The following is a 24256-nucleotide window of genomic DNA, read 5'->3' as shown; positions in this document are numbered from 1 at the left end:
CATTAAAGCAGGTATACAAGTACTTTGAATCACATTTGATAAGACGCAGCAGCCCATTACACAGGTTTCACCATTCCGTATATAGGCTATTTTATTGAATATGCTAAGTCTAAAGAAGGAAATGCACTCCTGTTCATTATTCCTGGTTTGCTGCTGATCGGGTACTCCGTTATGACTATTTGGCGGGTGTTTTCCAGGCTGGAAGAACCGAAGGGTGCATAATCTGCTATTTCATTCATAGCATAAATAATGGCCTGTATGCCAAAGGAGCGGTTTCCAATGAAAACTGCATTCATTTACCTGGCGATTGTCAATGCAATTGATTTGTTTGTTACATTAGCCGGTCTTGAACTCGGTTTTATAAGGGAAGCAAACCCGATTATGAAAAGCCTGTATGAGTGGACGCCGGTAGCGTTTATGGGTGTGAAGCTGATGTTCTCTGTGCTTCTTCTTTGTATGGTGTTTTTAATTCCGCTTAAAACAACGAAAATTTTAAAGGGCGTTACATTTTCTGCCTGCATTTTATATACGTTTGTGATGGTGCTTCATTCGACTTGGATTTTTCATGCAACAAATTAGGAGAGATGATGATGTTTAAAAAAGTATGTCCGCGCTGCGCAAAGTCTTCATATAGCAGCTATAATGGCGGGGAATGGATTTGTCCGGTATGCTCCAATGATTTAACCTTTCAGCGTTCTCTTTTCGAACATGCACAGATGAAAATTACACCAATAAAATCGAAGTACAGTGAAAAAGGGTACGATCCTAAGCCTATCATTTCTTTATATGCCTAACAGCCAACCTGGAGCTTGCTCGAGGTTTTTTTGTATATTTTGGCTCAGGCTGCAAGAAGTGTCTAATGTCCCGGATAGAAAGGTGCAGGGTGAAAAGGAGGAGATTTGGGAAAAGCCCGGTTTGCAAGGACTTCTTATGTGGATCCAGATGCTTTTTCTGGAAAAATCGTACAAAGGGATGGGTCGATATATTGGTACAAAGAACCTTTTGCCGAATTTAGGCGACTGCTAAACTAAAGGAGGCAGGCAGGAAGAAGTTTATAACAATTTGTACATAATCTGTTACCTATGGAAAAAGTCCTTCCTGGATTTAAATTTGTCGGAATATTTAAAATTATAATGATGCAAAACAGAATGGTTGAGCCTCTTTATTCATAAAGAGTTCACATACACACAGAAAAATCAGGAGGAATGTAAAATGGGGATCAAGACAAAATTAGGATTGGGTATTGCATCTGCGGCACTTGGATTATCATTGGTCGGCGGGGGTACGTATGCATATTTCAATGATAAAGCAGAAGCGGCAAGCTCTTTTGCAGCAGGAACGCTTGATTTAAACGCGGTTCCGACTGAGATTGTGAATGTGAAGGATATGAAGCCTGGTGATTGGATGAACCGCACGTTTAAGCTTCAAAATGACGGGACAGTGGATATTAAAAAAGTATTGCTGACGACTGAATACACGATAACGAACAAAGAGGGCGAGCCTTCAAATACTGAGGATTTAGGAAGCCATATCAAAGTGAACTTTCTTTATAATGCGGACAAGCTTAACGATGTTATTTACAGCACGACACTTGCTGAGCTGAAGGATATGGATCCAAACGCAGTTGCAAGCAATGTCTTTACCCCGCTTTTTGAAAAGAAAAAGGGACTAAAAGCTGGTACAACGGATGATCTGTTTGTTCAATTTGAATTTGTTGATAATGGCGAAGATCAAAACCAATTCCAAGGAGATTCTCTCCAGCTTAAATGGACATTTGACGGACGTCAAGGCGACGGTCAGGAGCTATAATTTCCCGCTTTCATCATAGAAGTTTTACATAAAACAAGGTATCAGGACGGAGGCAGAACAGCAGATTTCAGCTGTTCTGCCTCCGCCTTTACCTTTTTAATTGAAGTTTTTTTCAGGATGAAGACGTTAAAGGTTCATGACTTATGAAGATCAGATTCTACATAACGGACGGGGGATAAAGAATGGGGAGCAGCAGAAGTAAGAGAGGACGCATCTTTCAGACAACGGTAATTTCTTTGACCATTCTGATTGTTTCAGCTACTTCGTCATCACCCGTTCAAGCTTATTTTAACAAAAAAGCGGATCAGGAAATTGGGATTCAAATGGGCTCATGGTGGGATGGGAGCAGACTGGGTTTTGAGCAAGCGGATATTGAAAAGCCTTTTACTGCATGCAGTTCAGTGAATCTGCCTTTTTCCATTCGTAATAGCGGATTCGGTATGATTGGACCCACAGGCTATCGCATCTATAAAGATGATAAGGTACTGGCAGAAGGGACTCTTGGTCAAATCGGGGAGAATCATACAGGGCATCTTTCTATTCAAACGGATGAACCCGGCATCTATTATGCGGAAGTGGATCAGCGGCCGGGTTATGAAGGAAATGAAAACGAGACGGTTCGGACTGCAAGTTCCATTATAACCGTGGCAGAATGCCCTCCTCCTCCGAAAAAAGAGAATAAAAAGAGAGCAGAGAAAAAAGAGACAAACTCAAAAAACATGGAAGAAGAGGGAAAGAATCCTGCAAAAGATTCTGAAATGATCGACCAGGTTGAAGATGATAAGTCAAGTAGTGCTGGAATACCTGAGGAGGATCCTGAGCCGGGAAGAACCCCTGAAGAACTGGCAGCTGATAAGGGGGATTCCGAGTGAAGCTGATAAGCCGGGGGTTTACAATTTTACTCTTTTTCATTTTAATTGGACTTGCTTTAGCCGTTTTTTCATCGAAGGCATCCGGTGGAGAGCCAGAGGTTTTCGGCTATCAATTAAAAACGGTCCTATCAGGTTCGATGGAGCCGGGCATTCAAACCGGCTCAGTGATCGCTGTAAAAACGGGCGGGGATATGACGAGATTTAAAAAGGGTGATGTCATTACATTTTGGATGGATGAATATGATTTGGCGACACATAGAATCACACAAAAAACGATGAGCGGGGGTCAAGCTGTATATCGCACTAAAGGTGATAACAACAAGTATGAGGATTCTGCACCGGTTCAATCGGATAATGTAGTCGCCCAATATTCAGGATTTACGGTGCCCTATGCTGGGTACATTAGCCATTTTGCGCGAACAAAAGAGGGCGGTGCGCTAATGGCAATCATACCCGGTCTGATCATGATCATTTATTCCATTTCGACAATCTGGCAAGCCATACTTAGTATAGAAGAGAATCATATTCAAAAAAATAAACGGCCGGGACATGAGTCCTGACCGTTTATTTTTTTGGCTGATCCATCCGCCATTTATTAAATTCCAAAAATTCCCTAAATTGATCTTTGGTGACACCTGACTGCATAGCTTCTTTTACAAGTGATGTCCAGTCCTGATCGAGCTGATTTGCATAAGCATCCTCAGTATTGCCATTCAAAAGCGTATTAACGGAAATGCCAAGCACAGATGAAACCTTTTCCAAAAATTGAACCGATGGATTTGATTGAAGATTCCGTTCGATTGAACTTAGGTAGGATTTTGCTACGCCTGCCCGGTCTGCTAGTTCAGATAAAGAGAGATTTTTTTCTTTGCGATATTTGCGTATGCGTTCACCAATCATGACATCACCTTCCCTCGGATATTATAGCATATAACGAAGGGAATATTTCGGTAAATCGAACAGAATCGACAAAATTTTTTCGACAATTAGGTCAATTGCTGCTTTCATTCTGCTTAGACTGAAGGAAATGCCGAATGTCTTCTTTGCTGATTCCCATTTCGAGAGCTGTCAGGATCAGCTCCTTCCATTCTAAATCCATTTCTTCTTTCACCATTACATTCTCCATCCCATTTCCTCCTAAAATACGTATGTATTTCAGGCAGTCCGGCGATCATCATTGCCTCAATACGGCAACCTTAGACCCGTGACTTTGCGTCCCTGCTTTTCAGCAGGTTTGCCTTTGTCTGACCAAAAAGCTTTTCCCTGTTAAAGGTGATTCTATAGTCTCTATTCACCAGTGAAACCTTTGTACCATGATTATAGAATGGAAAAATAAAAAATGGTGCTGAATTGTGTCGAAATGGAAAAAAATATTAAATTTTTTGATTTTTCAGCCGATATAATTAAAAAATTGTGCGCTGATTTAGGTAAAAAATACCCCCGTTATTAACAGAAATATGGATATTCGGCTCGTATAGCTCTTTTAACGCTTCTTTCTCCAGCTCATAAACCTCCGGCTTTTCTTCCATATCTTCATAAAAGTGCTGAAGAAGCATTAAATCAGCATTCCATCTCTGTCTTGCTTCATCCGCCCATGAGTGGTCATCCTCTGCTATTTTAGTTTCAATATGCTGGCGGATTCTCAGCATCCCGCTTTTTGGAAGAATCAGCGGGGAAAGAGTGAAGCAAAAATCAGGGATCTTTGGTGTTAAGGGAAGCTGATTCAGACGGTCCTGAAAGTTTTCAACCATCGTTCCGCTTATTAAATGGAGGCCAATGGAATAAACGAAATCCTTTTTCATATCACATTGGTAAGAGACGGTCATATTCATGCAAAGCCAAGGATGGAGCGGCTGCTGTCCCGAGTTTGAATTGGGTCTTTCATACATGCGGGCAAAAGACCCGAGCTTGCGGGCAGACTGGAAAATCTGATGCAATCTGGGAGAGCCTAAATGAACAAATTCCGTTTTCTCTTCGTCTGTTTCTTCATTTTTATCTGTTAGTAGAGTAAGCTTCATCGGATTTGGATCTCCGCCTGTTTTTTCGAGGTAATGCCAGTAAAACGGACGATTCATAAGCTCCTTGTCCATTTCAATCGTCAGCTGTATGGCAAGCGCCCCGGCGGTTTTTCCGGTAATCTCGCATTGGTTGGCTATAAAGAATCTTTCCAATAATGTATGGATTTCTTGTTGATTCATTCGTCACCCTCCTAAATAATATCTCCGGCCGCTTTTTTTTCTTCTGTATCATTCTGTGCGAAATCAAGAATCGAAGTAAGATTTTCCATTTTAATTTTCATTTCGCCATCAGATGCAGAATGGAAAAGGATATCCTGAAGATGTTCTTCAAAGTTCGTAATTTCCATCCTCGTTAAAATTTCATCAAGCTGCCCAATCACTTTTTCAAACAGATTGATTTTTTCATATAGGAGCTTTAAGATGTGCTCCTCTACCGTATTTCTCGTTGACATGTTGTAAATATGAACATCCCGCTCCTGGCCCAGCCTGTGAATCCGGCCGATTCTTTGTTCCAGTCTCATTGGATTCCAGGGAAGATCATAATTAATAATCTGATTGCAGAATTGCAGATTAATTCCTTCGCCGCCTGCTTCTGTCGCGATGAGCACCTGGATGTTGCCTTTAAACAAATCCTTCATCCAATCTTTTTTTCCGCGCTTGAAACCGCCGCGAAAAGGTACAGAGGAGATGCCATGCTGCTTTAAGTACCATTGCAAATACATTTGCGTAGCCCGGTACTCAGTGAAAATGATCACTTTGTCATCAATTTTTTTAATCAGCTCCAGTACCTTTTCAGCTTTGCTGTTCCTGGTTACATGATCTACTGCAGTCAAGAGCTGATGGATGACTGGCTGAGGAATGGGGGTGCCATGTTCTTCCTGTCGGTCAAGCATTTTCTTCAGGGTCATGTATACAGACTCCCTGCTGCTGCATGCTTCTCTTTGCAGCGTCATGATTGAAAAAGTATTGACTCCGCCGGGAATGGCTGTTTTAACTCGGGTTATTTCGTCATAAAGGTGCTGTTCGGTTTCCGAAAACACAATCGGGATTGTTTCCACAATCCGTTTTGGCCAGTCGATTCCAGTGTCGCCGCGCCTGTTGCGGAGCATAACTTTATTGATCAGCTCTCTTAAGTGTTCATGGTATTCCACAGAGCGGTTTTTAGCAGAAAAGACCTCTGTAAAATAAGCTTCGTTCCCAAGGTGGCCTGGCTTTAGGAGGGAAACAAGATTGAAAATCTCTTCAATCCGGTTTTGAATCGGTGTGGCTGTAAGGAGCAGACAATATTTTTTTTTTAAATTCAGGACAAAATCATAATTTTTGGTTTTGCTGTTTTTCAGTTTGTGAGCTTCGTCAATAATGACGAGATCATAAAGCTGATTCAATACAATGTCTCTGTGCGGATTCCGTTTAGCTGTATCAATAGAAGAAACGACGACATCGCATTGCTCCCATACATAGCTTTTCTTTTGCTCAACAGCAGGTATGTAAAATTTTTGATTCAATTCTCTCGCCCATTGCGACACTAAAGAAGCGGGTACGAGAATCAGCACCTTTTTCACCAGTCCGCGAATCATATATTCTTTGAGAATCAGACCTGCTTCAATTGTTTTTCCAAGTCCCACTTCATCAGCAAGGATCGCTTTGCCGTTCATTTTCTCAACGACTGTTTTGGCAACTTCAAGCTGATGGGGGAGGGGCTGAAAATCAGGCAGATATTTAGGTGCCTGCAGTCCTTCAAAATCAGGTACGGCAGTATGGTTCTGTATTTCACAGGATAGCTTAAATAGCTCCCAGTTTGCCCAGGGGCCGTCTGTTTCAATAAGTTCAATGATTTCCTGCTGCCACTGATCATCATAATGGATAGGGACATTAAAACTTGTAAACCTTTTCAACTAAATTCACCAACTCTCTCTAATGTTCACCTTTTAGGTTAAAAGAAGGATTAAATGTAAGAAAAAATAAGGTATATGCTTGAAAAGCGAATGATTAATGAGATTGAACAATTATTATTCAGGTAAAATAGGATTGCTCTCCTTTAAAGATGATGGTAGGATGATAAGTAGTTAGAAAGTTTACAAAATGCTTCATTTTCTGTTAATCCTATGTCTGCTTCTATGTCCATGTCCGTTCATTGGAGCAGCCAATACAGGCTGACTATTAGTTTAACCATTATTTGGATTAATATGTGCGGATGACGATAAGGGGAGAGACCGCAGCAGACTAAGACTGTGTGCGGCGCCGAAGGAGCAAACATTTGTGAATCTCTCAGGCAAAAAGACTCTTATTTGACGCAGCTCTGGAGAGAGTTTACGTACAGTAAACCGCCAAAGGGGAAAGCCCTGCCGAACAGGGTAAACTTTCAGGTGCCAAGGACAGAGCCTTCTGATTCAATCAGGAGGAGTCTGTCCTTTTTTGTATCATCATATTCCGGGGAGGCAAAGCATTGTCACAGCTAAAAAGAACACCGCTATTTGAACTGTATAAACAGTATGGAGGAAAGACGATCGACTTCGGGGGCTGGGAGCTGCCTGTTCAGTTTTCTTCTATTAAAGAGGAACATCAGGCCGTTCGCTCCAAAGCAGGTTTATTTGACGTTTCCCATATGGGAGAGGTTTCAGTCAAAGGGAAAGGCAGTCTTCCTTTTCTTCAAAAAATGATGACGAATGATGTATCCGTTTTAAAAGCCGGTGGTGCTCAATATTCGGCAATGTGCTATGAGGATGGCGGCACGGTCGATGATTTGCTTATTTATAAAAAGGCGGAAGATGACTACATGGTCGTCATCAATGCATCCAATATTGAAAAGGATTTAGAGTGGATGACGCAGCATGCAGATGGAGAGGTTGAACTGACCAACCTTTCAGATGAAACCGCACTCCTTGCATTTCAAGGGCCCCTTGCAGAAGCAATTCTTCAAACACTGACCGAAGAAGACTTAAGCAGCATCAAATTTTTCAAATTCAAAGATGAAGTTTCCATTGCAGGAGCGAAGGCGCTTGTATCAAGAACCGGCTACACCGGGGAAGATGGCTTTGAGCTTTATTGCACTTCGAGCGATGCCGAGATGCTGTGGTCAGCAATCCTGGAAGCTGGAAAAGAGTCCGGTGCTGTACCATGCGGATTGGGAGCAAGGGATACACTGCGCTTCGAATCCAATCTTCCTTTATACGGACAGGAGCTTTCAAAGGATATTACGCCGATTGAGGCAGGTATCGGTTTTGCAGTAAAACCGAATAAAGAGGAAGCTTTTATCGGTAAGGATGTTCTGAAAGAGCAAAAGGAGACCGGAGCACCCAGGAAACTCGCTGGTCTTGAAATGATTGATAAAGGAATTCCGAGACACGGTTATCCGGTTTATATAAACGGAGAGCTCATTGGAGAAGTAACAACAGGAACACAATCACCAACCTTGAAGAAGAATATCGGTCTTGCACTTTTAAAATCTGATTATAGCGGACTAGAAACGGAAGTGTTCGTTGAAATTCGGGGCAAACAATTAAAAGCAAAGGTTGTTCCAACACCATTTTATAAGCGTCCAAAAGGATAAGGAAGAGGGGATATGGATATGAAGCACCGTTATTTGCCGATGACAGATCATGATCAAAAAGACATGCTCAGCGCAATTGGCGTTCAATCAATTGATGAACTGTTTGAGGATATCCCTGAACAGGTTCGTTTTAAAGGTGAATACGATATTAAACCGGCCAAATCCGAAACGGGGCTTTTAAGAGAGCTAAGCGGACTTGCAGCGAAAAATAAAGATTTGCGCCAAAACGCTTCTTTTCTCGGGGCGGGCGTTTACGATCATTACATGCCGATTATCGTAGACCATGTTATCTCCCGTTCGGAGTTCTATACAGCCTATACTCCGTATCAGCCGGAAATTTCTCAAGGGGAGCTGCAGGCAATCTTCGAATTTCAAACGATGATCTGCGAATTGACCGGCATGGATGTTGCCAATTCATCTATGTATGATGGCGGAACGGCACTTGCAGAAGCAGCTATGCTTGCAGCAGGGCATACAAAGAAAAAGAAAATTCTGGTATCAGAAGCTGTCAATCCTGAATCCAAGGATGTTTTGCGTACTTATGCAAAAGGACAATACATTGAAGTGATCGAAATTCCTGCATCAGACGGAGTGACAGATCTTGCTTTGCTTGAAAAGGAAATGGGTGAGGATGTGGCAGCAGTCATCGTCCAATATCCGAACTTTTTCGGGCAAATTGAACCGCTGAAAGAGATTGAGCCGATTGCTCATCAAGGAAAGAGTATGATGATTGTCTCTTCCAATCCTCTGGCACTTGGCATCCTGACACCGCCGGGATCTTTAGGTGCAGATATTGTAGTTGGAGACGCTCAAGTGTTTGGAATTCCAACCGCTTTTGGCGGTCCTCACTGCGGATACTTTGCCGTAACGAGTAAACTAATGAGAAAAGTCCCTGGAAGGCTCGTCGGCCAGACCGTGGATGAAGACGGCCGTCGGGGATTTGTTTTAACCCTTCAGGCGCGGGAGCAGCATATCCGCCGTGACAAGGCAACGTCCAATATTTGCTCCAATCAGGCATTGAATGCTCTTGCAGCATCTGTTGCCATGACGGCTCTCGGTAAAAAAGGTGTCAGGGAAATGGCTGTACAAAATCTTCAAAAAGCGAATTACGCAAAAAATCGTTTCAAAGAAGCCGGAATGGATATCGCATTTAATGGGCCGATTTTTAATGAGTTTGCGGTTAAGCTGAATCAGCCTGTGAAAGAAGCGAACGCTAAGCTGATTGAATCCGGAATTATCGGAGGCTATGATTTAGGCTTAACGAGTCCGGGTTTAAAGAATCATATGCTTGTTGCTGTGACTGAATTAAGAACAAAGGAAGAAATAGATCAGCTCGTTAAGGAATTGGGGGATCGCCATGAATAATCAGGATCAAGCACTTATTTTTGAACTTACGAAGCCTGGAAGAACCGGCTATAGCCTGCCCGAAATGGACATTCCTGAGATGAAGCTCGATGAACTGATTCCGGAGGGCTACTTAAGGGAAACGGAGCCTGAACTGCCGGAGGTATCAGAGCTTGATATTATGCGTCACTATACCGCCCTGTCCAAGCGCAACCACGGAGTGGATTCCGGTTTTTATCCGCTCGGTTCCTGTACAATGAAATACAATCCGAAAATCAATGAGAATGTAGCCCGGATCGCTGGCTTAGCTCATATTCATCCGCTGCAGGAAGAAGAGACTGTTCAGGGGGCTATGGAGCTGCTGTATGATTTACAGGAGCATTTACGAGAAATAACCGGGATGGACGAAGTGACGCTTCAGCCGGCAGCGGGAGCTCATGGCGAATGGACAGGGCTGATGATGATCCGTGCATTCCATGAAGCAAATGGAGATTTGCAAAGGACAAAAGTAGTGGTACCGGATTCAGCGCACGGTACGAATCCTGCATCGGCCACTGTTGCCGGATTCGAGACGGTAACAGTGAAATCAGATGAAACGGGCCTAGTGGACCTGGAGGATTTAAGAAGAGTCGTTGGACGCGACACAGCAGCGCTCATGCTGACAAATCCGAATACGCTCGGTTTGTTTGAGGAAAACATTTTGGAAATGGCTGAAATTGTTCATGAAGCAGGAGGCAAGCTTTATTACGACGGAGCGAACCTGAATGCCGTTCTAAGTAAAGCGAGACCAGGAGATATGGGCTTTGATGTCGTCCATTTGAATCTTCATAAAACCTTTACGGGTCCGCATGGCGGCGGCGGTCCGGGATCAGGTCCTGTCGGCGTGAAGAAAGACTTAATCCGCTTCCTTCCAAAACCGGTGCTGGTAAAAGAGAATGGAGCGTTCCATTTTGATTATGACCGTCCTGACTCAATTGGAAGAGTGAAGCCGTTTTATGGAAACTTCGGCATCAATGTTCGTGCCTATACGTATATCCGTACAATGGGGCCGGATGGGCTGAAGGCTGTAACGGAATATGCTGTGCTGAACGCGAATTACATGATGAGGAGACTTGCGCCTCATTTTGACCTGCCGTTTGATAAGCATTGCAAGCATGAGTTTGTGCTCTCCGGGAAGCGCCAGAAGAAACTTGGGGTCCGCACGCTGGATATTGCGAAGCGCCTTCTTGACTTTGGCTACCATCCGCCAACCATTTACTTCCCGCTTAACGTGGAGGAGTGCATCATGATTGAGCCTACCGAAACAGAATCGAAGGAGACGCTTGATGCGTTTATCGATGCCATGATTCAAATCGCTAAAGAGGCGGAAGAGAATCCGGAAATCGTACAGGAAGCTCCTCATACAACCGTTGTTAAACGACTTGATGAAACGCTTGCTGCCAGGAAACCGGTTTTAAAGTTTGAGAAAAAAGAACCTGTAACAAATTAATTTAAAAGAGCATCAGGAGATTAGCCATAATTCTCCTGATGCTCTTTTTTTAGTTTCAAGTACTCTTCATCCGCTCTGACAAGCTTCCACTTTTTCTCGAAGATGGCGGCAGATTCAGCCTTCTGGTCATCTATTTCCCGTTCGTTGACTTCGCCATCCTTTTTGTATTTCCGGCCGCCTTTATAATTTGCGTACCTTCTGGACCGGGTATAGCCCATTTGTAAAAATTTACGCGCCATATCCATGCCCGGAAAATCATTTTTCTTTTTATATTCAAGGAAAAGCTCATAAATTTTTTCAGAGGATTCTTTGGCAATATCGGGAGTTTTAAAACGCCAATGGGGGAGTATTTCACTTTTATATGGTTCCACCATCAAGACCCCCTGCTCCCCTCGGCCAACCCGGTATTTCTCTGGCTCTTCCCTGAAATCGGTATTCTTAAAATCCATCTCGTAATTAAAAGACATTGAAGCGCCCTCCTTTTGGGTAGTTTACCCTCAATAGGAAGGAAGCGAAACGGAAGAGTGCTCTAAAAAAAAGGAGCCCGCAGGTAAGTGCGGGCGACATTCATTACTTCTTTTTCACTTTGCCGGTCCATGAACGGAAACCGCCTTTTAGCATGTATAGCTCGCTGTAGCCCTTTTTCTTGAGCTGCTGGGCTGCACGGCCGCTTCTTGTAGTGTTTTGGCAATATAGATAAACAGGCTGATCCTGGCGAATCTCTTTGTACCGGTGGCGCATTTGTGAAAGGGGGATATTGCGTGCACCCCAGATGTGGCCGCCATCAAATTCGTTCGGTTCTCTTATATCAATAAGCTGGGCTTTGCGATAGCCAGCCCGGAATTCTTCCTCAGTAAGTGATTTAAGAATTTTCCGCTGATAAAAATAAGTGTAAAGACTGTAGGCAACGATTCCTGCTAAAAGCACGATTAAAATAATCCATTCCAATGAATCTCGACTCCTTCTGTGAATATAAAAAAATACCTCTTCTAAACGATACCTCTAATTATATAAGACAGGCTCTTAATTGTCACTGAAATAAGGTCAGATTTGTTTTCAAGTCTGCCGCGATTTGTTAGACTGATAAAGTATCTTTTGAGGCAATGATTAAAACGCTAAAAGAGGGAAGCATATGATAAAAGAAAAATGGCGATTTATTGATTCAGGAAATTGTTCACCTTCCTTCAACATGGCATTGGATGAAGCGCTGCTGGATTGGCATAGCGAAGGGAAAATTCCACCGGTTATCCGTTTCTATGGATGGAATCCTGCAACCTTATCCATCGGCTATTTTCAAAAGGCTGAAAAAGAAATAGATTTTGATGCGGTTAAACGGCACGGTCTGGGGTTTGTCAGAAGACCGACCGGAGGCAGGGGCGTACTTCATGACCAAGAGCTTACATATAGTGTCATTGTAACGGAGGAGCACCCGGAGATGCCCCGCACGGTTACAGAAGCCTACCGGGTTATTTCTGAAGGAATATTAGAAGGCTTTCGGAATCTTGGTCTTGATGCGTACTTTGCAATTCCAAGAACAGATGAGGAAAAAGAAGGCCTTAAAAATCCGCGATCTTCTGTTTGCTTTGATGCACCATCCTGGTATGAGCTCGTAGTTGAAGGGCGAAAAGTTGCAGGGAGTGCTCAAACCCGCCAGAAGGGTGTCATCCTGCAGCACGGCTCGATCCTGCTTGATTTGGATGAGGATAAGCTGTTTGATTTATTCAAGTATCCCAGTGAGCGGGTAAAAGAACGGATGCGCAGAAATTTTAGCAGTAAAGCTGTTGCAGCGAATGCTTTAAGAGAAACGCCTGTCACAATGGAAGAGGCGCGTAAGGCATTTAAAAAAGGATTTGAGACCGGATTGAATATTGAACTGGAAGCTTATGAACTTTCGCAGGATGAACAAATGTATGTAGAAAATCTCGCAAAAAGTAAATATGAAAGCAGTGACTGGAACTTTAAAAGGTAGCAAGGATAGGGCGGCATTTGTGCCGCTTTTTCCTTTTGCCAGAAATTACTCTATGATCACGAAGAACATTTGTTCTATAATGGATGTAGTCGTAAATTATTTTTACTGCAGCAAGAAAATAATTCAATTATTTCCTTTATTTATCAGAAGTTGGTTTAATAGGAATTATTGCAAATCACAAATTGGTTTAATTTAAATAGCAGATGCAGCAGAATCTCTTATTTTCTCTGTTTTTCTCTCGTTTTTGTTTAGTTTTCGATTTGACAAATAAGGGAAAAACCAAGCTATAATCAATATATAGTATTGTTCTTAATAATGAATGCACTATATGTTGATTATAGGGCCTGATGTATGATATTTTTACTTAGTACTATTGGAAGAGGAGTTGTTAACATGCCCGTTTCGTTAGAGGAGAAGATGAAAATGGATGTAGACAAGCTGAATAAGGATATTTCCTTGTTCCCGCAGGTGCATCCGGTGACAGATGACATGCACCTTACACATAAAGGCGTTTCCCGTCTTGTCATGCTTGACAGGTATACATTTAAGGATACGGAAAAAGTAACGTTATCCAAAGGTGATTTCGTTGTTCTGACCATAAAAGAGGATCCGAAGTTTCCGGCTAGGGGACTGGGTTACATAACGGAGCTTGATTGGACGTCAAAAACAGCTACTGTTTTAGTAGATGAGGAATACCGTCATTCTCTGGACAAGCCTGAGGAAATCGAAAGCGGATTAATCGTTAGATCTTTAGATGTCATTGAAAAGCCTTTGGAAGTCTTTTACGAACAAATTGCGAAACGAAATGCGACTGGCCTTGCTTCTGTGGAAAAAACCGAAGAAAAACGCCAGGAGTGGTTTGCAAAGTTCTATCAGGAGCTTGTCGCCACAAACTTCGTGCCTGCAGGCCGTGTTTTATATGGAGCAGGAGCTGGAACAGACGTTACGTACTTTAACTGCTATGTCATGCCTTTCGTTCAGGATTCGCGTGAAGGAATTTCTGAGCACCGTAAACAGGTAATGGAAATCATGAGCCGCGGAGGCGGAGTGGGAACGAACGGATCAACCCTCCGGCCGCGCAACACGCTTGCACGCGGAGTAAATGGTAAATCGTCAGGATCGGTTTCCTGGCTTGATGATATCGCAAAACTTACGCATCTTGTGGAACAGGGCGGATCAAGACGCGGTGCCCAAATGATTATGCTTTCCGACTGGCACCCGGACATCGTGGAATTCATTATATCCAAAATGCAAAATCCGCGTATCCTTCGATATCTTATTGAAAATACAAACGATGAATCCATTAAAAGAGCAGCGCAGGAAAAACTGAAATTCACTCCTTTCACACAAGCGGAACAGGACATGTATCAGGGCATTGTAAATTACAAAGCCATTCCTGGAAACGGCGGTTTTTCTGACAAAGTGATGAGAGATGCAGAATCGAAGCTGAAAACCGGCGGAACGTACAGTGTACACAACTCTGAATTCCTAACAGGGGCAAATATCTCCATTTGCCTGACGAACGATTTCATGAAGGCTGTAGAAATGGATGAGGAATATGATTTAAGGTTCCCTGATGTTGAGAGCTACAGCAAGGAAGACATGAAAGCCTACAATGAAGAGTGGCACAAGTCAGGGGACGTACGCGAGTGGGAAGCAAAAGGCTACAAAGTCCGTACGTATCGCAAAATTAAAGCAAAAGAGCTTTGGAACCTGGTGAATATTTGTGCAACATACTCTGCGGAACCTGGCATTTTCTTTATTGATAATGCCAACGATATGACAAACGCTAAAGCCTATGGGCAAAAGGTTGTTGCAACAAATCCGTGCGGAGAACAGCCTCTCGCGCCATTTTCAGTCTGTAACCTTGCAGCTGTAAACCTGGCAGAAATGGCCGACAAAACAACGAAAACGGTAAACTTTGAAAAACTTCGCCAGACGGTTGAAACGGGTGTCCGCATGCAGGATAACGTTATCGATGCAACTCCATATTTCCTTGAGGAGAATAAAAAGCAGGCACTGGGTGAACGCCGTGTTGGACTTGGTGTAATGGGTCTTCATGACCTGCTGATTTACTGTGAAACGGAATACGGAACAGAAGAGGGAAATGCCCTTGTTGATAAAGTGTTTGAAACCATTGCAACAACGGCTTACCGTGCTTCTGTAGAGCTTGCCAAAGAAAAAGGCAGCTTCCCATTCCTGACAGGTTCAAGAGAAGCAGAAACGATGGAGCTGCGCAGAAAATTCACGGAAACAGGCTATATGAAGAAAATGCCTGAGGATATCCGGGAAGAGATTGAAAAGTACGGAATTCGCAACTCTCACTTGCTGACAGTGGCCCCTACAGGTTCAACGGGTACCATGGTCGGTGTATCAACTGGCCTCGAACCTTACTTCTCCTTCTCTTACTTTAGAAGCGGAAGACTCGGTAAATTTATAGAAGTGAAAGCGGATATTGTTCAGGAGTATTTGGACAGCAACCCAGATGCAGATCCTAATAATCTTCCTCACTGGTTTATTTCAGCGATGGAACTGTCCCCTGAAGCCCACGCTGATGCACAGTGTGTCATTCAGCGCTGGATTGACAGCTCGATCTCTAAAACAGTAAATGCCCCTAAAGGCTATTCTGTTGAGCAGGTTGAAGGCGTGTATGAGCGTCTTTATAAAGGCGGTGCTAAGGGCGGAACGGTTTATGTCGATGGAAGCCGGGACTCTCAGGTTCTGACTTTAAAGGCTGAAGAGAATACGTTTGATGACGAAACGGAAGAAGCACCAAAAGAAAAGGGCAAAGTGGTTCTTGTTGATACAATCAACGCCCTGCGTTCAACCGATGTAACGATTGGAAACGAAGTAGGCAACACTTGTCCGGTATGCCGCGAAGGTACGGTCGAAGATTTGGGCGGCTGCAACACATGTACAAGCTGCGGTGCCCAGTTAAAATGCGGATTATAATATCATTAGAAGCTGGATGACTTATCCGGCTCCTGGCTGCCAGGGATCCTGAATCCTGGCAGCTTTTTTAATGTTAAAATATTAGTGCAGCCACCATGAGGATTGGAGACGGCTTAATATTGCTGCTAAGAAAAGCGGGTTTTGAGGGAGCGGGGGACAATGCCTGTACCACGAGGAGAAAGGAATCAGAATCGGAAATCATATGGCTTGTCCTTACTGAATCAGTCATTTTTTCTTTTTGCATTCGGCCTGCTCCTTCCCCGCCAAAAGCCTTATATGACGGGAACGTTCCTTGTCACAGCAACTAAAAAAGTGTACACTTGATATGATTTATTTTTGAAGTATGATCGGTAAGCAATGGAGGGACTTTTAATTATGCCAACGCCCAGTATGGAAGATTACATAGAACAAATTTACAACCTGATAGAAGAAAAAGGCTACGCCAGAGTGTCCGATATCGCAGAAGCACTAGGCGTACATCCCTCCTCTGTTACAAAAATGGTGCAGAAGCTGGATAAAGATGAATATTTAGTTTATGAGAAGTATAGAGGCTTGATTCTTACACCAAAAGGGAAAAAAATTGGCAAACGTCTCGTTTACCGGCATGAACTTCTCGAACAATTTATGAGAATCATTGGTGTGGATGAAGATATTATATACGATGATGTAGAAGGTATTGAACACCATTTAAGCTGGAATGCCATCGATCGGATTGGTGACCTTGTCCAGTATTTTGAGGAAGATCCGAAACGCTCCGAAGATCTTAAAAGCGTACAGAAACGGAGTGAACAGGATCCCTCTTAATTGACAATTAGCAGCAGATGAGCGCCCCGGATTTGTTTCCTGGGACGCATCGGCTTCTGCATACACTGTCCTGCTTTTCTAAACCCTCTTATTAAACACTTCACTAAAAAGTTTCCTGATTTACCCCAAGCCGGATGCCTAAGTTCTAAAAAACCAGCACGTTGAAATAGGATTAACAGACAGCATACAGAGGGGGAATCCTGTGTATATTGACGGTGTTTTTTCAGGCGGAGGAATTAAGGGGCTGGCTATGGCTGGAGCCTACCAGGCAATAGAGAAAAAGGGCCTGCGGTTTGCCCGTATAGCCGGAACAAGCGCAGGATCGATTATTGCTGCCTTTATAGCAGCCGGGTATACAAGTGATGAAATTATCGACTTGCTGGAAGAAGCGAATTTAAAGGATTTTATGGATGAACGGATCTCGTTTTTTCCGCTCCGTTTTTTAAAGTGGATTTCGATTTATTGGCGCCTTGGGTTATACAAAGGCCAAAAATTGGAGAATTGGATTGCTGAAAAACTGAAAGCGAAGGGAATCTCAACTTTCGGTGATTTGCCGACAGGATCGTTAAAAGTGATCGCATCCGACCTGACAAACGGAAAGATTGTCGTTTTACCCGATGATTTACCTGAATACGGCCTTGTTCCTGAAAACTTTTCGGTTGCGAGGGCAGTAAGAATGAGCAGCAGTCTGCCTTATTTTTTTGAACCGGTAAAGCTGACATCCCGCTTGGGAAACTGCGTGATTGTCGATGGAGGAGTACTTAGCAATTTTCCCATCTGGCTTTTTACTGCGGAACTATTTCCGAAACGGCCGGTACTGGGCATCCGGTTAACACCAAATGAACAGGAAAGGCCCAAGAATAAAATTACGAATGCCATTGAATTGTACGGGGCCTTATTTGAGACGATGAAGGACGCCCATGACGCCCGCCACATATCAAGCAAGCATGAACGGAATATTGTGTTTTTACCGGTTGATCATATTTTGACGACAGAATTTAATTTAACAGAAGAAAAAAAGCTAGCTCTAATTGAGCTAGGCAGAAGTGAAACGGAGCATTTTCTCCAGACATGGGCCTATTAAAAAAGGGCCCTATTTTTCTTTTTTCCTTTTTTTCCTTCAATGACTGTCAAGTGACTGGAGCTTTTCTTCTTAAAAGGTTTTCTTTTCACGTATTTTTTGATGGGAGTGACCGTCTTGGAAGGGGAGCTGGAATAAGTTTTTTCGTTTGCGGTACGCTTCGACTGCTTCACCGCTTTTGAATAGGACGAGTAATCAGACCCCATTTTCCTTTTCATAAAATAACGGAACACAAGATAGATAATGGCAATGGTAATGACCAAGATTGCTGCCTGCTGCAGGAGAGCAGCAGGATTTGTGATCATGGTAGTAATCAAATAGAAACCTGCAAGACCCGCAATAGCCAGAAAAAACCAGTTCGATCCGCGTTTCATGAATCCACCTCCCATTAAATTAGACAAGATTGTTAAACAATTTGCTCCTTAGACATTTGGGTTTCCTTTTCCATCCTCATTAGCTCTTCAAAGCTCTCAATTGCTACTTCCACCTGTTTGTTATCAGGTTCTTTCGTGGTTAAAAGCTGAAGCCATAACCCGGGCAGACCAAGTGCTTTTAAGATTGGTACATTGCGGAGGGAATTTGTAAGCTGCAAAACCTCAAAAGAAATACCAAGTACGACTGGTATTAAAGCTACCCGATTTACAACACGTAACCATAAAGGATCGGTTGGAACGAGCATATAAACAAAAACACCTACGATGACTGTAAACAGGATAAAACTGCTTCCGCAGCGGTAATGGAGCCTGGATTGCTTTTGTACATTTTCTACCGTCAGAGGCATATCGTTTTCATAGCAGTTAATGACTTTATGTTCTGCCCCGTGGTATTGGAATACCCGTTTAATAAGAGGGGTTAACGATATAAAATAAATGTAGGCAAGCAGCAGAATGAGTTTAAAAGCACCCTCCACCATGATTTGTGAAAAATCACTTTTAAAGATAAAGCGGGTGGACTCAGCCAGAAAAACAGGTATTAAGGTGAAGATGAATTTCCCAAACAAAAACGACAGAATACCTGCAGCGGCTACGCCAAGAATCATAGTCAGTTTTGATTCTTTTCTTTCGGAGGCCACTTTGCTGTCGTCTCCAGGGTCTACATCAAATCGGTCAGTAGAAAAATTCAAATGCTTGGTACCATTTGCACTTGCTTCCAATATAGCAATAATGCCTCTTAAAAAAGGGATTTTTTTCAGTTTTGCAAGAATAGGATTCCCTTTTCTCGGCAAATGAAAAAATTCAATTGAATCATCTTTTCTCCGAATTGCCGTTACGTAATGATGCTTTCCTCCGAACATAACTCCTTCAACCACTGCCTGCCCGCCATACGCGGGTTTTTTCTCTGTAGACATGAAACACCAACCTATCTCAACTTGGTCACTTCTGCTAAGAATTTCTGTCAAAAGTGTTATTATTCTATTTTACCTAAAATTCAGGTAAACCTCTAGGCTGATGTTTCATTGTTTTGACATTTATTTACCCTTACAGGTTGTAGGATTAGTATACCCATCCATTTTTTTCTTACACATGAGAAGCGCACTGACATTGACAGGGAAAAGTAGGGGCATACTGAGAAGTGAGGTGATGGTAAATGGACAATCAAAATTCTGGAACGGTTAAAAAGGGGCCGACAGCCGCTTCAATTCTTGGAAGAGTAGCTGCATGCGGCTTTGCTGGTGGCCTGATCTGGTCTGTGATGGCTTTTATTGCTTCGTACTTTAAGCTTTCCGAAATAAGTCCCAATATGATTTTGCAGCCGGTATCGGCAGGAGCATGGAAAGATGGAACAGCAGGAAATATTGTAAGTATATGCTTAATCAGTGTTATTTCAATCGGAGTTGCCTTTGTTTATTACGCTATTTTAAGAAGAATTCATACGATTTGGGCTGGAATTGGATTCGGTATCGCACTATGGGGGTTCGTCTTTGTATTATTGACTCCTCTGTTTCCTGTCCTAAAACCGATTACAGATTTGGATTCAAATACGGTTGTAACTACATTATGTATTTATATCCTATATGGAACGTTCGTTGGGTATTCCATATCATATGACTATAGTGAAGTAATGAAGGAGACGAAATCCAAACCTTCTAAATCATTAGAGGAAAATAGCTGACTATGGTAAAATAAACAAGCACTCATAGAAGCTTTTGCTGAATGAAGCTTGGGTGATTCCTGGCTTTTCATTTCAGTTTTTCAGGACGGGAGAGAGAGATATGCAGCGGTATTTAATCCTCAATGGCCCCAATTTAAACCGGCTTGGGAAACGCGAGCCGGCTGTATACGGCAGTAAGACTTTAACAGATCTTGAAAGAGAGCTTCTTCAATTCGCGGAAGACGCAGGAATCGAGGTAACGTGCTTTCAGTCCAACCATGAGGGAGATTTAATTGATGCCATTCATGAAGCGGATGAACAGTACGATGGAATCGTTATGAATCCCGGGGCTTTCACCCATTACAGCTATGCAATTCGGGATGCGGTTGCAGGAGTATCGGTTCCGGTTATGGAAGTACATATATCAAATGTTTATGCCAGAGAAGAATTCCGGCACCATTCGGTTATTGCTCCTGCAGCACTTGGCCAAATCGCCGGGCTTGGATTCTATGGATATAGACTGGCGCTTCAGGCGTTAATGAATCAAACAGGGGGAAAATGAACATGCTTGAAAAATTAAGAAATTCATTTAAGAGTTCTGAAATTGATGGTCTGCTTATTACAAGCGAATACAACCGCCGTTATATGACAGGCTTCACCGGCTCTGCGGGACTAGCGATTGTTTCGGAATCAAAGGCGGTATTCATCACAGATTTCCGTTATGTTGAACAGGCAGGAAAGCAGGCACAAGGCTACGAGATTATTCAGCATACAGGCTCAATCATTGAAGAAGCAGCTGAACAGGCAAAAAAGATGGGCATTACGAAGCTTGGCTTCGAGCAGGACCATATTACGTTCGCTGCATATCAGCAGTACCAAAAAGCAATGAACGGAATCTCTCTTGTTCCGGTTTCAGGTGCCGTGGAAAAGTTACGCTTGATTAAGTCTCCGGCAGAGATTAAGATATTAAAGGAAGCGGCCGAGATTGCGGATGCCGCCTATTCTCACATTCTGCACTTCGTTCGCCCAGGTTTGAAAGAAATTGATGTTTCCAACGAACTGGAGTTTTTCATGCGTAAAAATGGAGCTGCTTCATCTTCATTTGATATTATTGTTGCATCCGGCTTTCGCTCTGCTCTCCCGCACGGAACAGCAAGCGAAAAAGAAATTGAAACAGGCGATTTTGTAACGCTTGATTTCGGTGCTTACTATAAAGGGTACTGCTCGGATATTACGAGAACGTTTGCAGTCGGCGAGCCTTCTGATAAGCTGAAGGAAATTTATTCGGTCGTGCTGGAATCTCAGCTTAAAGCCATGAACGGAATTAAAGCGGGCATGACAGGCAAGGAAGCAGACGCCTTAACACGTGATTACATTACAGAAAAAGGGTACGGAGAGTATTTCGGTCATTCAACAGGTCACGGCTTAGGCTTGGAAGTGCATGAAGGACCTGCATTATCCTCACGATCTGAAACGGTTTTGGAGTCCGGAATGGTGGTAACGGTAGAACCTGGTATTTATATCGCCGGACTTGGCGGAGTAAGAATTGAAGATGACACGGTTGTTACGGAAAACGGCAACGAGTCACTAACATCGTCTCCAAAAGAATTGATTATCCTTTAAAAAAAGGCGCATTCGCTTTTTTACATAAGCCCTGTTTTCAACAACGGGGCAAAAGATTGCTAGGAGGAACACATTCATGATTTCAGTAAATGATTTTCGTACAGGTTTAACAATAGAGGTGGACAATGGAATTTGGCGCGTAATTGATTTCCAGCACGTGAAGCCGGGTAAAGGAGCAGCATTCGTTCGTTCAAAGCTTCGCAACCTTCGGACTGGTGCCATTCAGGAAAAAACGTTCCGCGCAGGTGAAAAAGTAGCGAAAGCACAGATTGAGACGCGCAGAATGCAATATTTGTATGCAAGCGATGATATGCATGTATTCATGGATAATGAATCTTACGAGCAAATCGAGCTTCCAGCAAACGCAATTGAGTATGAGCTGAAATTCCTGAAAGAAAATATGGAAGTGCAAATTATGATGTTCCAGACCGAAACCCTTGGAGTGGAGCTTCCAAACACGGTTGAATTGAAGGTAACTGAAACGGAGCCGGGAATCAAAGGTGATACGGCTTCAGGCGGAACAAAACCAGCTACTCTTGAAACTGGACTTACCGTAAACGTTCCTTTCTTCATTAATGAAGGGGATGTATTAATCATCAACACAACAGAATCTTCTTACGTTTCAAGAGCGTAATAGGAAACCCGCCTACGGCGGGTTTTAGCTTTTAGAATAAAGGCATTCGGAAGTCTATCTGGATGCCTTTTGTCATTCACAGGGATTATTATGGAATGTTCGATCTATTCTTCGAGCCTGAATGAGATGTTAAAAATATCGCATTTATTAGTGCAGGTGCAGGTTTTAATTTGCAATTAAACGGGTAGTTAGTATGAGGGTATTTGTATAGGTTTACTTATTCACAGGGTATAAAAAACCCTGACCTAATAAGAATTAGTCTAATTTCTAATTGAATACAATGTGATATTCATACAAAAAATAAAACTGCAGCACAAGCAATTATACTAAACACCTGTGAGGTCAATCATGCTAATTAAATTTAACCAGCTTAACGAATTGCCAATAAAAAAGATATTAGGTCCTCCAGCCCAGCAAATCCTTCATCTTGCTTATGATTCACGGCTTGTAAAAGATTTTTCTCTTTTTTTTAGTATGAAGGGGTACACTCATGATGGTCATCAATATATTGAAGATGCGTTATCACAAGGCGCAGTTGCCGTATTTGGCTCCAGCTTGCCTCTTCTTCAGGACTTAAGCGTGAAGCATCCCCTATGTACTTTTATATTGGTTGATAATGTAAGAGAAACGATGGCGAAGTTTGCAAGAACGTATTACAGCTCTGCTGATGAAAAAATAAAAACCGTTGGAATAACTGGAACGAATGGTAAAACGACGGTTGCAGCTTATGTTAGGTCATTGTTAACGCTGCTTGGGATGCCATCGGGATCCATTGGCACCACAGGTATTTGGTCTTCTAAGGAAAAATTGTCCTACAAGAAAAGTACTCCAACAACTCCGGAATCTATAGATCTGCAAAGTATGTTTCAGGATTTAGTATCTCTCGGAGATGAAGCTGTGGCGATGGAGGTATCGTCCATTGCCCTGGATCAGAACCGTGTAGATGATATTAAGTTTGATGTAGCCATCCATACGAACCTTTCTGAAGAGCACCTGGAATACCATAAAACTTTTGCTCACTATATGGAGTGCAAGTTGAGACTGTTTAAGCAAGCTAAACAGGCCGTTATTAATGTTGATGATGAAGGAATGGGAGAGAGGCTGGCAAGTACTTTCACCGGTCCGCGAATCACTTACAGCCTGTCTTCAAATAACCATGCGGATCTAAGGGCGGTTAATATTGAGTTCAGTGAATCCGGTTCGAAATTCACTTTGTTATACGCGGGTTCTACTTTCAGTATTGATGTTCCGGTATATGGGGAATACAACATTTCGAACGTTCTTTCAGCAATAGGAGCGGCTCTATTATTTGGGTTCGGGATAGAGGAGATCGTTAAAGTACTTCGCCATCTGGAAAGTCCTGAAGGGCGTTTTCAGATTATAAAAGGTCCTGACAGTCAAAAGATCATATTGGATTACGCACATACGCCTGTTGCTTTGACTCGTCTTTTAGAGGAAGTAAAGAAGCTGCCGCACAATCGGCTGATTGTCATGATTGCTGGAATCGGCATTAGAGACTTTGCAAAAATGCCAAAAATGGCACAGGTCATTGAGAACAAGGCGGATGAGATTGTCGTAACAGTCGATCATCCTGGAGACCATGATCCGCGAGTGATTGTCGAGCAGGTGATGAGTGGATTCCGTAAACCCCGCGCAGCTGAAATCCATCCGACCTTGACCAGAAAACAAGGTGTCATTAAGGCACTTAGCCTGGGGCATTCTAACGATATCATACTACTCACCAGCGGCTGTATTAACGGGGCACAAATGGTCAAAGGTGAAGCGATTCCGCACTCTGATGAGAAAATTATTGAAACTTTTTATAAATCAAAGAAAAGGGGAACGGTCACACGACGCGTTTCTGCAAAAAAAATTCTTCTTACAAGAGCGGAACTGCTTCCTCTTGCCGGCAGAAAAAATGGATAAGCCCTGTAAAAACCCGGTTCAAATGAACCGGGTTTTTCTATTGGAGTGCTAACGAAACGCTCCGTTTAAATTCTCTTGCATGTAAAAAGAATCA

Annotated in this window: 25 protein-coding genes and 2 riboswitches; of the genes, 17 read left to right on the top strand and 8 right to left on the bottom strand. The window is 42.9% G+C overall.

The window, feature by feature from the left end:
* Nucleotides 1-279: 279 nt before the first annotated feature.
* The 5 genes from AS29_RS01880 (at nucleotide 280) to sipW (ending at nucleotide 3241) form a co-directional block, all read left to right on the top strand.
* The gene (locus AS29_RS01880; RefSeq protein WP_035403983.1) at nucleotides 280-579 is read left to right on the top strand and encodes a DUF5658 family protein; all 300 of its coding nucleotides are present in this window, start codon (nucleotides 280-282) and stop codon (nucleotides 577-579) included.
* Between the two features lie 11 nt (nucleotides 580-590).
* On the top strand, nucleotides 591-794 hold the full coding sequence (locus AS29_RS01875; RefSeq protein WP_035403985.1) for a hypothetical protein: 204 nt from the start codon (nucleotides 591-593) through the stop codon (nucleotides 792-794).
* Between the two features lie 418 nt (nucleotides 795-1212).
* Nucleotides 1213-1809, top strand: coding sequence for a CalY family protein (locus tag AS29_RS01865; protein ID WP_035403990.1), 597 nt, complete (start codon nucleotides 1213-1215; stop codon nucleotides 1807-1809).
* A 182-nt stretch (nucleotides 1810-1991) separates the two neighbouring features.
* Nucleotides 1992-2681 (top strand): hypothetical protein, encoded by a 690-nt coding sequence (locus tag AS29_RS21520; protein ID WP_035403992.1) that lies wholly within the window; start codon nucleotides 1992-1994, stop codon nucleotides 2679-2681.
* The gene (gene sipW / locus AS29_RS01855; protein WP_035403993.1) at nucleotides 2678-3241 is read left to right on the top strand and encodes a signal peptidase I SipW; all 564 of its coding nucleotides are present in this window, start codon (nucleotides 2678-2680) and stop codon (nucleotides 3239-3241) included. The genes AS29_RS21520 and sipW overlap by 4 nt, the downstream gene beginning before the upstream one ends.
* A gap of 4 nt (nucleotides 3242-3245) precedes the next feature.
* On the opposite strand, the gene AS29_RS01850 is transcribed toward sipW, so the two are convergent.
* The 4 genes from AS29_RS01850 to AS29_RS01840 form a co-directional block, all read right to left on the bottom strand.
* On the bottom strand, nucleotides 3246-3581 hold the full coding sequence (locus AS29_RS01850; RefSeq protein WP_035403995.1) for a helix-turn-helix domain-containing protein: 336 nt from the start codon (nucleotides 3579-3581) through the stop codon (nucleotides 3246-3248).
* A gap of 91 nt (nucleotides 3582-3672) precedes the next feature.
* Nucleotides 3673-3807 carry an anti-repressor SinI family protein gene (locus AS29_RS20885; protein ID WP_082883691.1) on the bottom strand — a complete coding sequence of 45 codons (135 nt, stop codon included), beginning with the start codon at nucleotides 3805-3807 and terminating at the stop codon, nucleotides 3673-3675.
* A gap of 29 nt (nucleotides 3808-3836) precedes the next feature.
* Nucleotides 3837-3930, bottom strand: a riboswitch (cyclic di-GMP riboswitch).
* A 154-nt stretch (nucleotides 3931-4084) separates the two neighbouring features.
* On the bottom strand, nucleotides 4085-4879 hold the full coding sequence (locus tag AS29_RS01845; protein WP_035403997.1) for a YqhG family protein: 795 nt from the start codon (nucleotides 4877-4879) through the stop codon (nucleotides 4085-4087).
* 11 nt (nucleotides 4880-4890) lie between these two features.
* The gene (locus AS29_RS01840) at nucleotides 4891-6594 is read right to left on the bottom strand and encodes a DEAD/DEAH box helicase (protein ID WP_442854511.1); all 1704 of its coding nucleotides are present in this window, start codon (nucleotides 6592-6594) and stop codon (nucleotides 4891-4893) included.
* A gap of 299 nt (nucleotides 6595-6893) precedes the next feature.
* Nucleotides 6894-6993, top strand: a riboswitch (glycine riboswitch).
* A 152-nt stretch (nucleotides 6994-7145) separates the two neighbouring features.
* Between AS29_RS01840 and gcvT the strand changes: the two genes are divergently transcribed.
* The 3 genes from gcvT to gcvPB are packed head-to-tail and all read left to right on the top strand — an operon-like array spanning nucleotide 7146 to nucleotide 11082.
* Nucleotides 7146-8249 (top strand): glycine cleavage system aminomethyltransferase GcvT, encoded by a 1104-nt coding sequence (gene gcvT / locus AS29_RS01835; protein WP_035403999.1) that lies wholly within the window; start codon nucleotides 7146-7148, stop codon nucleotides 8247-8249.
* An 18-nt stretch (nucleotides 8250-8267) separates the two neighbouring features.
* Nucleotides 8268-9614, top strand: a complete 1347-nt coding sequence (gene gcvPA, locus AS29_RS01830; protein WP_035404247.1) for an aminomethyl-transferring glycine dehydrogenase subunit GcvPA — start codon at nucleotides 8268-8270, stop codon at nucleotides 9612-9614.
* Nucleotides 9607-11082, top strand: a complete 1476-nt coding sequence (gene gcvPB / locus AS29_RS01825; protein ID WP_035404001.1) for an aminomethyl-transferring glycine dehydrogenase subunit GcvPB — start codon at nucleotides 9607-9609, stop codon at nucleotides 11080-11082. Before gcvPA ends, gcvPB begins: the two co-directional genes overlap by 8 nt.
* 20 nt (nucleotides 11083-11102) lie before the next feature.
* On the opposite strand, the gene AS29_RS01820 is transcribed toward gcvPB, so the two are convergent.
* Entirely contained in the window at nucleotides 11103-11549 is a 447-nt protein-coding gene (locus AS29_RS01820) for a DUF4385 domain-containing protein (RefSeq protein ID WP_035404003.1), read from the bottom strand.
* A gap of 103 nt (nucleotides 11550-11652) precedes the next feature.
* Entirely contained in the window at nucleotides 11653-12021 is a 369-nt protein-coding gene (locus AS29_RS01815) for a rhodanese-like domain-containing protein (protein WP_035404249.1), read from the bottom strand.
* 193 nt (nucleotides 12022-12214) lie between these two features.
* On the opposite strand from AS29_RS01815, the gene AS29_RS01810 reads away from it, so the two are divergent.
* The 4 genes from AS29_RS01810 to AS29_RS01795 all read left to right on the top strand — a co-directional run bounded on the left by AS29_RS01810 (nucleotide 12215) and on the right by AS29_RS01795 (nucleotide 17891).
* The gene (locus AS29_RS01810; protein ID WP_035404005.1) at nucleotides 12215-13051 is read left to right on the top strand and encodes a lipoate--protein ligase family protein; all 837 of its coding nucleotides are present in this window, start codon (nucleotides 12215-12217) and stop codon (nucleotides 13049-13051) included.
* A 393-nt stretch (nucleotides 13052-13444) separates the two neighbouring features.
* Nucleotides 13445-16003, top strand: coding sequence for a vitamin B12-dependent ribonucleotide reductase (locus tag AS29_RS01805; RefSeq protein ID WP_035404008.1), 2559 nt, complete (start codon nucleotides 13445-13447; stop codon nucleotides 16001-16003).
* A gap of 375 nt (nucleotides 16004-16378) precedes the next feature.
* Nucleotides 16379-16807, top strand: coding sequence for a transcriptional regulator MntR (gene mntR, locus AS29_RS01800; RefSeq protein ID WP_035404010.1), 429 nt, complete (start codon nucleotides 16379-16381; stop codon nucleotides 16805-16807).
* 202 nt (nucleotides 16808-17009) lie between these two features.
* Entirely contained in the window at nucleotides 17010-17891 is an 882-nt protein-coding gene (locus AS29_RS01795; protein WP_035404012.1) for a patatin-like phospholipase family protein, read from the top strand.
* On the opposite strand, the gene AS29_RS01790 is transcribed toward AS29_RS01795, so the two are convergent.
* Both AS29_RS01790 and AS29_RS01785 read right to left on the bottom strand, forming a co-directional pair.
* A complete protein-coding gene (locus tag AS29_RS01790; protein WP_035404014.1) occupies nucleotides 17888-18262 on the bottom strand; it encodes an SA1362 family protein in 375 nt (124 codons plus the stop codon). The genes AS29_RS01795 and AS29_RS01790 overlap by 4 nt on opposite strands.
* A gap of 32 nt (nucleotides 18263-18294) precedes the next feature.
* Nucleotides 18295-19236, bottom strand: coding sequence for a DUF1385 domain-containing protein (locus tag AS29_RS01785; protein WP_035404016.1), 942 nt, complete (start codon nucleotides 19234-19236; stop codon nucleotides 18295-18297).
* 239 nt (nucleotides 19237-19475) lie between these two features.
* Here AS29_RS01785 and AS29_RS01780 point away from each other — a divergent pair, with 239 nt between their 5' ends.
* From AS29_RS01780 to AS29_RS01760, 5 genes are all read left to right on the top strand, one after another.
* On the top strand, nucleotides 19476-20000 hold the full coding sequence (locus AS29_RS01780) for a YqhR family membrane protein (protein WP_035404018.1): 525 nt from the start codon (nucleotides 19476-19478) through the stop codon (nucleotides 19998-20000).
* 100 nt (nucleotides 20001-20100) lie between these two features.
* Nucleotides 20101-20541, top strand: coding sequence for a type II 3-dehydroquinate dehydratase (gene aroQ, locus AS29_RS01775; RefSeq protein ID WP_035404020.1), 441 nt, complete (start codon nucleotides 20101-20103; stop codon nucleotides 20539-20541).
* Nucleotides 20538-21602 (top strand): M24 family metallopeptidase, encoded by a 1065-nt coding sequence (locus AS29_RS01770; RefSeq protein ID WP_035404022.1) that lies wholly within the window; start codon nucleotides 20538-20540, stop codon nucleotides 21600-21602. Before aroQ ends, AS29_RS01770 begins: the two co-directional genes overlap by 4 nt.
* Nucleotides 21603-21678: 76 nt before the next feature.
* On the top strand, nucleotides 21679-22236 hold the full coding sequence (efp, locus tag AS29_RS01765; protein WP_035404024.1) for an elongation factor P: 558 nt from the start codon (nucleotides 21679-21681) through the stop codon (nucleotides 22234-22236).
* Nucleotides 22237-22584: 348 nt separating this feature from the next.
* Nucleotides 22585-24162, top strand: coding sequence for a UDP-N-acetylmuramoyl-L-alanyl-D-glutamate--2,6-diaminopimelate ligase (locus AS29_RS01760; RefSeq protein WP_066098932.1), 1578 nt, complete (start codon nucleotides 22585-22587; stop codon nucleotides 24160-24162).
* Nucleotides 24163-24256 lie beyond the last annotated feature (94 nt).

This window comes from Bacillus sp. SJS (assembly GCF_000732485.2).
In the GTDB taxonomy this organism is placed as follows: domain Bacteria; phylum Bacillota; class Bacilli; order Bacillales; family Bacillaceae; genus Metabacillus_B; species Metabacillus_B sediminis.
This window is presented reverse-complemented; position numbering and strand designations above follow the sequence as displayed.

Bases quoted from the DNA above. Each gene is read 5' to 3' on its own strand.
- AS29_RS21520 (WP_035403992.1), top strand. From the start codon at position 1,992: ATGGGGAGCAGCAGAAGTAAGAGAGGACGCATCTTTCAGACAACGGTA.
- mntR (WP_035404010.1), top strand. From the start codon at position 16,379: ATGCCAACGCCCAGTATGGAAGATTACATAGAACAAATTTACAACCTG.
- AS29_RS01770 (WP_035404022.1), top strand. From the start codon at position 20,538: ATGAACATGCTTGAAAAATTAAGAAATTCATTTAAGAGTTCTGAAATT.
- efp (WP_035404024.1), top strand. From the start codon at position 21,679: ATGATTTCAGTAAATGATTTTCGTACAGGTTTAACAATAGAGGTGGAC.
- AS29_RS01820 (WP_035404003.1), bottom strand. From the start codon at position 11,549: ATGTCTTTTAATTACGAGATGGATTTTAAGAATACCGATTTCAGGGAA.
- gcvPB (WP_035404001.1), top strand. From the start codon at position 9,607: ATGAATAATCAGGATCAAGCACTTATTTTTGAACTTACGAAGCCTGGA.
- AS29_RS01845 (WP_035403997.1), bottom strand. From the start codon at position 4,879: ATGAATCAACAAGAAATCCATACATTATTGGAAAGATTCTTTATAGCC.
- AS29_RS01785 (WP_035404016.1), bottom strand. From the start codon at position 19,236: ATGTCTACAGAGAAAAAACCCGCGTATGGCGGGCAGGCAGTGGTTGAA.
- aroQ (WP_035404020.1), top strand. From the start codon at position 20,101: ATGCAGCGGTATTTAATCCTCAATGGCCCCAATTTAAACCGGCTTGGG.
- AS29_RS01810 (WP_035404005.1), top strand. From the start codon at position 12,215: ATGATAAAAGAAAAATGGCGATTTATTGATTCAGGAAATTGTTCACCT.
- AS29_RS01865 (WP_035403990.1), top strand. From the start codon at position 1,213: ATGGGGATCAAGACAAAATTAGGATTGGGTATTGCATCTGCGGCACTT.
- AS29_RS01805 (WP_035404008.1), top strand. From the start codon at position 13,445: ATGCCCGTTTCGTTAGAGGAGAAGATGAAAATGGATGTAGACAAGCTG.
- AS29_RS01780 (WP_035404018.1), top strand. From the start codon at position 19,476: ATGGACAATCAAAATTCTGGAACGGTTAAAAAGGGGCCGACAGCCGCT.
- AS29_RS20885 (WP_082883691.1), bottom strand. From the start codon at position 3,807: ATGGAGAATGTAATGGTGAAAGAAGAAATGGATTTAGAATGGAAGGAG.
- AS29_RS01880 (WP_035403983.1), top strand. From the start codon at position 280: ATGAAAACTGCATTCATTTACCTGGCGATTGTCAATGCAATTGATTTG.
- AS29_RS01875 (WP_035403985.1), top strand. From the start codon at position 591: ATGTTTAAAAAAGTATGTCCGCGCTGCGCAAAGTCTTCATATAGCAGC.
- AS29_RS01760 (WP_066098932.1), top strand. From the start codon at position 22,585: ATGCTAATTAAATTTAACCAGCTTAACGAATTGCCAATAAAAAAGATA.
- gcvPA (WP_035404247.1), top strand. From the start codon at position 8,268: ATGAAGCACCGTTATTTGCCGATGACAGATCATGATCAAAAAGACATG.
- AS29_RS01790 (WP_035404014.1), bottom strand. From the start codon at position 18,262: ATGAAACGCGGATCGAACTGGTTTTTTCTGGCTATTGCGGGTCTTGCA.
- AS29_RS01850 (WP_035403995.1), bottom strand. From the start codon at position 3,581: ATGATTGGTGAACGCATACGCAAATATCGCAAAGAAAAAAATCTCTCT.